Genomic DNA, 2,494 nt, shown 5'->3' with positions numbered 1-2,494 from the left:
GTAAGCGTCCGACGCAACCATCTAGCAATGATGAAATGAACGCGCCACACTCCTTCGTTTCAAAGTTAAGGAGAAGGCATGAGCCACGACCCAATACAAATATCGCTATGGAATCAACGCCTGCAGGATTGTGTGGCGAGCGGGATCTCCGTGCGCGCCTATTGTCGACGTGAGTCGATTGCCAGTTCGACGTTTTACGCATGGCGTAAATATTTTTCTGATAAGGCATTCGCTCCTGCAATTGCGCCACGCACAACGCAAGAACCGGCTTACGCGAACCTCGCCATCGCCGAGAAGAAGACGATCCCAGTCAAACCAATCACGATGGTGCCAGTGACAGTGACTGCCGCGCGCTGTGACATTGCATTACGCAGCCCTGCAGGCTGGCAAATCACGATTGCAGGTCAAATTGATTTACCCGCACTGACGCGATTACTCCAGCAGTTACCATGAAGTTTCCATTATCGCCGGCACAAATCTATTTGGCGGTTGAACCAGTCGACATGCGGCTCGGCGCGGATGGGCTCTCCTTACATGTGCAGCAAAGTTTAGGCAAGCCACCCTGCGATGGCAACGCCTACGCCTTTCGCAATAAAAATGGCAACCGGATTAAATTGCTGATCTGGGATGGCACCGGCGTCTGGTTGTGCGTACGCCGTTTGCATCAAGGCCGCTTCACTTGGCCGACCAGTCAAGATAAAGTTTTTATGCTCAATGAGGCGGATTGGTATTGGCTTACCAGCGGTATCGATTGGCGACGAATGAGTGCGCAGCCATCGGCATCTTGGCTCGTCTAAAGCGAAGAGAAATAGTGCGTAAAAAATACTGTTTATTTCGTGCTAAAACATGCCAAAAATGCGTGTTTATCATAGGTAAAATGGTAAAATACGTCAATGGATTTTACTGCTCAATTTACTACTCAACTTGCCCAATTTAACCCCGACCCTGCGTTGGAAGCATGGTTGTTGGCACAGTTTAGTCAATCGCAAAAAGAGGCTGCCAAAGTCCCTCAGATGGCCGCTGAAATCAAGTTCAAAGATATTAAGATCAATGCACTAACCTTTGAGTTGGCGACCATGAAGCGTCTGAAATTCGGCGCAAAAACGGAAGCCTATTCTATCGATCAGCGTGAGTTGTTTGCGGAATGTATCGATGCTGACCTCTCTGCCATGCAGGCAGAACTGGAACAATTAACGCCATCAGCACCGCGTGCTAAAGCCAAGCCAACAGGACGTAAAGCCTTGCCAGCTGATCTGCCACGTATCGAACATCGGCACGAACCAGAATCGTGCAACTGCGGTCAATGCGGTAATGCACTGGTGCAGATCAGTGAAGATATCAGTGAACAACTCGATGTCGAACCAGCGCGTTTCTTTGTGCATCGCCATATTCGTCCGCAGTATGCCTGCCGCGCTTGTGAAACGGTGACCGCTGCTGCCATTCCACCGGCCATCATCGACGGTGGCTTAGCTGCTCCTGGTTTGCACGCGTGGGTCGTCATCCAAAAATACCTGGATCATTTACCGCTGTATCGTATCGAACAAATCAGCGCCCGTCATGGTGCGGGGATCTCTCGTTCGACATTGGCCGACTGGATCGGTCGTATCGGCGTCGCTTTACAACCCTTGGTAGATCGATTAATCGAATTACTCAAAGAACGCAGCGTACTGCATGCCGACGAAACACCGGTGCAACAATTAGACCCCGGCAAAGGTAAAACCAAACGCGCCTACTTGTGGGCGTATCGCAGTAACAGTCTGGACGAAGGGCCGCCGATTGTCGTGTTTGAATTTCAGCCCGGACGCAGTGGTAGCCATGCACGCACATTCCTCACCGATTGGCGAGGCCATTTGATGGTTGATGATTATTCAGGCTATAAAGCCCTATTCGGTCACGGCATCGTTGAGCTTGCTTGTCTGGCGCATGCGCGGCGTAAATTCTTTGATCTGCATGCAGCGAATCAACATCCGACGGCAGCTGACGCACTGGATCGAATCGCTGAGCTGTATCACATTGAGAGCACGGCCAAAGACTATACGGTCGAGCAACGCGCACAGTGCCGCCAAGAACAAGCCCTCCCGAGATTGGAAGCGATGCATGCGTGGTTACTGCTGACGCGTCAAAAAACCGCCGATGGCAGCAGCCTGGCCAAAGCCATCGATTACAGTTTAAAACGCTGGCCAGCGATCATGCGCTATGCCGCAAGCGGTAATCTGCCGATCGATAATAATCCGATTGAGAATGCGATTCGTCCTATCGCCATAGGAAAAAAGAATTGGCTGTTTGCCGGATCAGAACGTGCGGGGAAACGCGCAGCGGCTATACAAAGTTTGCTCGCCACCGCAAAAGCGAATGACATCGAACCGCTTGCCTGGCTTAAAGAGACCTTGGAAAAACTCCCTACCTGTAAAAATAATCGTATTGATGAATTGCTTCCGCTGCGGGCAAAATCGGTTATTTGCTGATCGTCTAGGTGGGTCTGTCGGACGCATAC

3 protein-coding genes are annotated in these 2,494 nt (G+C 51.0%); all 3 read left to right on the top strand.

The genetic code is table 11. The annotated features are described in order from the left end of the window. Positions 1 to 78: 78 nt before the first annotated feature. The 3 genes from tnpA (at position 79) to tnpC (ending at position 2,465) form a co-directional block, all read left to right on the top strand. Positions 79 to 453 (top strand): IS66 family insertion sequence element accessory protein TnpA, encoded by a 375-nt coding sequence (gene tnpA / locus AAKU61_RS22395; protein WP_354335824.1) that lies wholly within the window; start codon positions 79 to 81, stop codon positions 451 to 453. Continuing rightward, complete coding sequence (gene tnpB / locus AAKU61_RS22390) at positions 450 to 797, top strand: IS66 family insertion sequence element accessory protein TnpB (RefSeq protein ID WP_354335822.1); 348 nt, start codon at positions 450 to 452, stop codon at positions 795 to 797. Before tnpA ends, tnpB begins: the two co-directional genes overlap by 4 nt. A gap of 96 nt (positions 798 to 893) precedes the next feature. After that, the gene (gene tnpC / locus AAKU61_RS22385; protein WP_354335821.1) at positions 894 to 2,465 is read left to right on the top strand and encodes an IS66 family transposase; all 1,572 of its coding nucleotides are present in this window, start codon (positions 894 to 896) and stop codon (positions 2,463 to 2,465) included. Positions 2,466 to 2,494 lie beyond the last annotated feature (29 nt).

It is taken from the genome of Undibacterium sp. GrIS 1.2 (genome assembly GCF_040544435.1).
Taxonomy (GTDB): Bacteria; Pseudomonadota; Gammaproteobacteria; order Burkholderiales; family Burkholderiaceae_D; genus Undibacterium.
This window is presented reverse-complemented; position numbering and strand designations above follow the sequence as displayed.